Source organism: Pedobacter sp. 01N416 (assembly GCF_056399685.1).
This window is the reverse complement of record NZ_JBFTRT010000231.1, coordinates 1-7,508: the sequence shown is the minus strand read 5'-3', so window position 1 is coordinate 7,508 and position 7,508 is coordinate 1. Positions and strand designations below refer to the sequence as shown.

General features: G+C 40.0%; 5 protein-coding genes. All 5 read left to right on the top strand.

The genetic code is table 11. From position 1 onward, the window contains the following. Positions 1–51: 51 nt before the first annotated feature. On the top strand, positions 52–1,725 hold the full coding sequence (locus AC1DND_RS14105) for a glycoside hydrolase family 28 protein (RefSeq protein WP_477582476.1): 1,674 nt from the start codon (positions 52–54) through the stop codon (positions 1,723–1,725). 5 nt (positions 1,726–1,730) lie between these two features. Continuing rightward, on the top strand, positions 1,731–3,662 hold the full coding sequence (locus AC1DND_RS14100) for a glycoside hydrolase family 88 protein (RefSeq protein ID WP_477582474.1): 1,932 nt from the start codon (positions 1,731–1,733) through the stop codon (positions 3,660–3,662). A 289-nt stretch (positions 3,663–3,951) separates the two neighbouring features. Beyond that, entirely contained in the window at positions 3,952–4,965 is a 1,014-nt protein-coding gene (gene pelA, locus AC1DND_RS14095) for a pectate lyase (protein ID WP_477582472.1), read from the top strand. Between the two features lie 112 nt (positions 4,966–5,077). Then, positions 5,078–6,589: a tagaturonate reductase gene (locus AC1DND_RS14090; RefSeq protein WP_477582470.1), complete on the top strand. Its 1,512-nt coding sequence runs from the start codon at positions 5,078–5,080 to the stop codon at positions 6,587–6,589. A 1-nt stretch (position 6,590) separates the two neighbouring features. After that, a partial coding sequence (locus AC1DND_RS14085; protein WP_477582468.1) for a UxaA family hydrolase occupies positions 6,591–7,508 on the top strand: 918 nt, incomplete at its 3' end.

Below are 7,508 nucleotides of genomic sequence, written 5' to 3'. Positions count from 1 at the left end.
CAACGTACACTTGTTATTACAATAACCAAGTATAATTTAACAGCACAAATAATGAAACATATTTCTGGTAGTTTATGCCGTATTAAAGTAGCGCTGGCATGCTTAATTTTATCTTCTGCAAGTGCTGCCATAGCGCAACAACAGCAAAGCCTACCCGTTATCCAGCAGGTTAAATTTAAAAAAGATACCACAAGTATTATCAGCTTTGGAGCAAAGGGTGATGGGATTACCTTAAATACGCAAAGCATCAATAAAACCATAGCCAGTGTAAGCCAGAAAGGTGGTGGTGTGGTTTTAATTCCATCAGGCTTGTGGTTAACTGGTCCTATTGAGTTAAAAAGTAATGTAAACCTACACCTTAAACGCGATGCAATCCTTCAGTTTACCGACGACTTTAACCAATACAAATTGGTACAGGGAAATTGGGAAGGTCAACCAGCGTGGAGAAACCAGAGTCCGATTTCGGGTGTTAACCTCGAAAATATAGCCATTACCGGAACGGGGATTATCGACGGGAACGGTGGTGCCTGGCGCATGGTTAAAAAAGATAAATTGACCGAAACACAGTGGAAAACCTTGGTGGCATCTGGTGGCGTAGTGAGGGCTGACGGAAAAATGTGGTACCCATCTGAGAAAACCGTTAAAGGTTCGAATACCAAAAATGCCGGCGTAATTGAGGCTGGTAAAACAGCAGCCGATTATGAAGATATAAAAGATTTTCTTCGCCCGAATCTGTTGGTTTTAACAGGTTGCAAAAAAATTCTTTTAGAAGGTGTTACCTTTCAAAATTCACCGGCATGGAATTTACATCCCTTACTCTGCGAGGATTTGACCTTAAGAAACTTACAAGTAAAAAACCCCTGGTTTGCACAGAATGGTGATGGTGTTGATGTAGAATCGTGCAAAAACGTATTGATTGAAGGCAGCACTTTCGATGTGGGTGATGATGGGATCTGTATTAAATCGGGAAGAGATGAAGCGGGCCGCAAACGTGGCGTACCTACAGAAAATGTAATTATTCGGAATAATGTGGTTTACCATGCCCATGGTGGTTTTGTAATCGGAAGCGAGATGAGTGGCGGTGCGAAAAATATCTGGGTGTACGACTGTTCTTTTATCGGCACCGATATTGGCCTGCGTTTTAAAACTACCCGCGGCCGTGGTGGTGTGGTAGAAAATATTTACATCAACAACATCAACATGATCGATATTCCAGGCGAAGCGATTCTGTTTGATATGTATTATGCTGCGGTTGATCCGGTTCCTTTGGCAGGCGAAAAACGCGAAGCCATTAAAACGGTAACGGTTCCGGTAACCGAAGCGACCCCTCAGTTCAGAAACTTTTACATTAAAGATGTGGTAGCCAATGGCGCTGAGAAAGCCATATTTTTCAGGGGACTGCCAGAAATGAACATCAAAGATATCCACCTGGAAAACGTAACCATAAAAGCGAAGAAAGGCATTGAAATTATTGAAGCCGCTGGCATTTTCCTTAAAAATATAAACGTAATTACAGAAGACACCAGTCCGGTTGTAATGATCCAGAACAGTTCCAACATCAATATCAGTAACTTAAAATACCCTGACAACAGCAAGGTTTTGTTTGACGTATCGGGAGAAAAAACAAAAGGTGTAAAAATTAGCAGAACAGATGTTTCTAAAGCAAAAATGGCCTCACTTTTAGGTATAGAGGTAGATAAAAAAGCACTGGAAATTTCAAAATAACAAACATGAAGAGATCAATTCTATATACAGCAGCTGCGCTCATCGGTTTTTCTATTTTAACACAAAGTGGATTTGCCCAAAAGAAATTGTCAGAACAGTTAACCCTAACAGCGATGGAAAAACTGTTTCAGGATACTACACTGTTAAAAGGTGCCAAAGGCCCTAAATGGACCTACGACATGGGCGTGGTACTGGAAGGTGCCGCAACTGTTTGGCGGAATACCGGCGATGGGAAATATTTCAAGTACATCCAAAGCTCAATGGATGCCTATTTGGATAAGGAAGGAAATATCAATACGTATAAACCTGACGATTTTAATATCGACAACATTAAAAATGGCCGTTCGTTATTATTGTTATATAAGGTTACCGGACAACAAAAATACCTGTTAGCAGCAACTAAATTATACGATCAGCTGCAAAAACAGCCACGTACCCAGGAAGGTGGCTTTTGGCACAAGAAAATTTATCCCAATCAAATGTGGTTGGATGGCTTATACATGGGCGAACCGTTTTATGCGGAGTATGCCAAGCTGATGAAAAAAGATGCAGCTTTCGACGACATTGCCAAGCAGTTTATCCTGATGGAGAAAAATGCCCGCGATGCTAAAACAGGATTACTTTATCACGGTTATGATGAGAGCAGAGCAGAACAATGGGCCGATAAAAAAACAGGTCGCTCAGCAAATTTCTGGGGCAGGGCAATGGGTTGGTACATTATGGCTTTGGTAGATGTGCTGGATAATTTTCCGGCCAATCATCCACAAAGGAAAGAATTAATAGCCATTTTAAACCGTACAGCAACTGCTGCAGTAAAATACCAGGATGCGAAATCGGGTGTTTGGTTCGATATTTTAGATATGCCAACCAGAAAAGGAAATTACCTCGAAAGTTCTGCGTCGAGCATGTTTGTATATGGATTAGCCAAAGGTGTACGTAAAGGTTGGTTGGCACCATCATTTATGGCCGCTGCAAATAAAGGTTACGCAGGCTTAAAGAAAGAATTTGTTGAACAAGCAGGAGCAGAAAGAATAAACCTGACCAAAACCGTTTCGGTATCAGGATTGGGTGGGAAACCTAAATACCGCGACGGAAGTTTCGACTATTACATTAGCGAAAAAGTAATCACCAACGATCCGAAAGGTGTAGGGGCGTTTATCTGCGCCGCTTCAGAAATGGAGATTGCTGCACTCCCTAAAACAGGTGAAGGTTTAACCGTTACGGTTGATAATTTTTTCAATAACGAGTATATGACCGGCCCAACCGGCGATAAAATTCCCTTTCATTACGTATGGGAAGAAGATGATAATAACGGTTTTTCATTATTCGGTAAAGTATTTAATGATGCAGGCGTTAAAACCGCTACCCTTAAAACAGCACCAACAACAGCAAACTTAAAAGGAAGTAACATTTACATTATTGTAGATCCTGATACGGAAAAAGAAACAGCAAACCCGAATTTCATGACTGCCGCACATGCCAAACAGGTTAGCGAATGGGTTAAAGCGGGTGGCGTATTGGTATTGTTATTAAATGATGTTGGCAATTGTGAAATTTCGAAATTCAACGTATTACCAGAAACCTTCGGCATTCATTTTAACGAAGATAGCCGCAATAAGGTTCAAGGCTCAAATTTTGAGCAGGGCGCAGTAAAAATTCCTGTCGGAAATTCAATTTTTAAAACAGCTAAAAAGGTTTACATCAAAGAAATTTCGACGATAGTAGCAAAAAGCCCTGCCGTTTCGGCCTTAAAGGATAATGGTGATGTACTTATTGCAACAGCAAAATATGGTAAGGGAACTGTTTTCGCGGTAGGTGATCCGTGGTTTTACAACGAATATATCGATGGCCGAAAATTGCCTGCAGATTTTGAAAACTTTAAGGCAACGAACGATTTGGTAAAATGGTTGATTAAACAGGTTCCGGGTAAAAAGTAGGTTTTAACCGCAGATAAATAAAATATTAGCCACGGAAACGCGGAAGCACGGAAAAAGAATTAAGTGGTGATCTGTGGGGACACAGACCACGGAAGTCGTTCCAGGTAAAATTAACCACAGATGAAAAAAATGAACACAGATAACGAAATAGAACTGTCATCCTGAGCCTGTCGAAGAACTTGCTAAAATTACGGCAAATAGCAATTCAACAAGCTCAACGTGACAGATTGGAATAAAAAAGTTCTCCGTGTTAATCCGTGCTTCCGTGGCAATAAACTAACAAACAACAATGATGAAAATAAAAATATTGTTAACCCTGATCTGTATAAGCTTAATGTTATCGTGTTATGCGCAGCAGCCTACCGATTCTACTGCAGAAAAAATGCTTGTATATCAACTCGGCAATGGTGGTTGGCCTAAGCAGTTGGAAGATAAAAGCGTGGTTAACTATGGGGCAACCTTAACGCCCGAGCTTTTGGCTAAGATAAAAGCAACTAAAGATTTGCATGCCACATTCGATAATAAAGCCACCAGCAGAGAAGTGGTATATCTGGTTCAAGCTTATAAAAAAACACAAAACAAGGCTTATTTAGCGGCAGCTGAAAAAGGATTGGATTATATTTTAGCTGCTCAATATGCCAATGGTGGCTGGCCACAGTATTATCCTGATAAAACTTTATACCGTTCAGAAATTACTTACAATGATGATGCAATGATTAATGTATTGAACATTCTACAGGATATTGCAACTCAAAAAAATGATTTTGAGGTCGTGAATCCAGCCTACATCAAAAAAGCCGAGAAAGCCATTGCAAATGGTATCAATTGTATTATCAAAACGCAGGTAAAACAAAATGGAACTTTAACCATCTGGGCTGCACAATACGATAAAGACTCGATGTTACCTGCAAAAGCAAGGGCATTTGAGCCTGCCTCGTTAAGTACAAGTGAATCGGCAGGTATTGTCCGTTTTTTAATTAGGCTTAAAAACCCATCACCAGAAGTGAAAAATGCAGTTGCTGCAGCGGTGAAATGGTTCGATACCTATAAAATAGCTGGCTACCGCTTTGATCGGAACAAAAATATTTCAGCTTTGGTTGCCGATAACACCAGCATGGCTTGGGCGCGTTTTTACGATATAGAGAAAAACACTCCGATTTTCGGCGATCGCGACAATACCATTAAAACAAAATTGGAAGAGTTAAGTCCTGAGCGGCGAAACGGTTATGCCTGGTATGGCAACTGGGGACAGAAATTAATTGAAAAGGAATACCCGAAGTGGTTAAGCACGAATGGGAAATAAATAATTATAAAAATCGCCATTGCGAGGCACGAAGCAATCTTACTACTATGGGTGGGAATTTCTACCGCTTTAAGATTGCTTCGTTCCTCGCAATGACGGAAATCGCAAGGATATGATTTTAAACAAAGAAAATTTAGCAAACATTAACAGCGACAAGGTTACCAAACCAAGCGCCGAAATTTTGGCTTTACCAGAAAAAGTAATCCAGTTTGGAACTGGTGTTTTATTACGTGGTTTACCAGATTATTTTATTGATAAGGCCAACCAGAAAGGTATTTTTAATGGGCGTATTTTAGTAGTCAAATCTACTTCAAAAGGTGGTGCCGATGCATTTTCGAAACAGGATAATTTATACACACTTTGTGTAAAAGGTATCGAAGATGGTGTTAATGTTGAAGAAAATTCAATCAACTCATCAATCAGCCGTGTTTTATCGGCTTCGCAAGATTGGACCGAAATTTTAAAAGCTGCCCACCAGCCAGAAATGCAGGTCGTAATTTCTAACACTACTGAAGTTGGGATTGTTAAAAGCGAAGATAAAATAACTGATAATCCACCACAATCGTATCCAGGGAAACTATTGGCATTCTTGCACGAAAGATATACTGCTTTTAACGGCTCGGCCGAAAGCGGAATGGTGATTGTACCTACAGAATTAATCAGTGATAATGCTGATAAATTGAAAGAAATTTTATTAGATCTGGCCATCCAGAACAAATTGGGCTGGGATTTCGAAAACTGGTTAAAAACAGCCAATCATTTCTGCAAAACTTTGGTCGATAGGATTGTTCCGGGAAAACTTCCTGAGGCTGAACAAAAAGCGATTGAAAGTGAACTGGGCTATGCAGATGAACTCATGATTATGGCCGAGCCCTTCAGGCTTTGGGCTATCGAATCTTCAAGCGAAAAAGTGAAGGAGATTTTATCTTTTGAAAAGGCTGATAAAGGGGTTTTTATTGTTCCATCGATCGATAAATTTAAAGAGCTAAAACTCCGGTTACTTAACGGTACGCACACCATTAGCTGTGGATTGGCCATTTTAGCGGGCTTTAATACCGTAAAAGAGGCTATGGCGAATGAAGATTTTTCAGCCAATGTATTAAAATTGATGAAAGATGAAATTGCCCCTGTTGTGGTAAACGAAGATATTACCTATGATGAAGCGATTGCCTTTGCAGAAAGCGTAATTGATCGTTTTAGCAATCCATCCTTAGAGCACCAGTGGCAAGCCATAACGCTAAACTTCACCTCAAAAATGCAGATGCGTAACATGCCGTTAATCAGARGATATTACGCTTTAAACAATGAAGTACCTCAACTTACTGCTTTAGGTGTGGCAGCATATATTCTTTTCATGAATGTGAATAAAGATGGTGATACTTACACGGCCAGCGCAAACGGAAAAACCTTTCCGATACAGGATGAATTTGCAGAGATTCTATATGATTACTGGAAAAACCCTGAAACGGTTGTAGATAATACCCTTGGCGACAGACGTCTTTGGGATAAAAACTTGAATAATTACCCTGGCTTTAACGCGGCCGTAAAATCTTACGTTGATTTATTACAGAACAAGGGTGCAAAAGAAACTTTAAGTAACTTGCATTCAGAAAGAACAATTTAAAATGGTTACTAGAATTTTAAAAATCCATCCTAACGATAACGTACTTGTTGCCCTACAAAACCTGGCAAAAGGCGAAACCGTTATTTACGATGGGCAGGAATATATTTTACAGGATGATATCCAGGCTAAGCATAAGTTTTTTATGCAGGATATGAATGCGGGTGATCACATTATTATGTATGGTGTACTGGTAGGGAAAGCACAGCATTTTATCCTAAAAGGTGGTTTAATGGATACAGAAAACACTAAACATGCTTCTGATCCATATGAATTCCGTCCGTACCATTACGAATGGCATGCCCCTGATGTTTCTAAATTTGAAGGCAGAACCTTTAATGGTTATATCCGTAGTGATGGCCGCGTGGGAACTGCAAATTATTGGTTGTTTATTCCGACTGTTTTCTGCGAAAACCGCAATTTAGATGTGATCCGTGAAGCTTTGCACAATGAATTGGGTTATGCGGTAACCGATAAATACAAATCTTACGCCCATGAGCTGGTTGAGGCTTATAAAAACGGCGAAATCCTGGAAGAAGCTGATCCAAGTTCAATTGGAATTGCAAACCCGTCAGCCAACCGCGTTTTTAAAAATGTTGATGGCATTAAATTCTTAAATCACCAGGGTGGTTGCGGTGGTACCCGTCAGGATGCTGCTGTATTAAGTAAATTATTGGCTGCTTATGCCGATCATCCCAACGTTGCGGGTGTTACTGTATTGAGCCTTGGTTGCCAGAACTTACAGGTTAAAGATTTTATGGACGATTTAAAACACCGTAGTCCAAATTTTGATAAACCTTTATTCATTTTTGAGCAGCAACAATCGCAAAGTGAAGAGCAATTGGTTAAAGAAGCGATTAGAAAAACTTTTATCGGTTTAACTGAGATCAATAAGATCGAACGCCAGCCTGCCCCTTTAAGC

Bases quoted from the DNA above. Each gene is read 5' to 3' on its own strand.
- pelA (WP_477582472.1), top strand. From the start codon at position 3,952: ATGATGAAAATAAAAATATTGTTAACCCTGATCTGTATAAGCTTAATG.
- AC1DND_RS14105 (WP_477582476.1), top strand. From the start codon at position 52: ATGAAACATATTTCTGGTAGTTTATGCCGTATTAAAGTAGCGCTGGCA.
- AC1DND_RS14100 (WP_477582474.1), top strand. From the start codon at position 1,731: ATGAAGAGATCAATTCTATATACAGCAGCTGCGCTCATCGGTTTTTCT.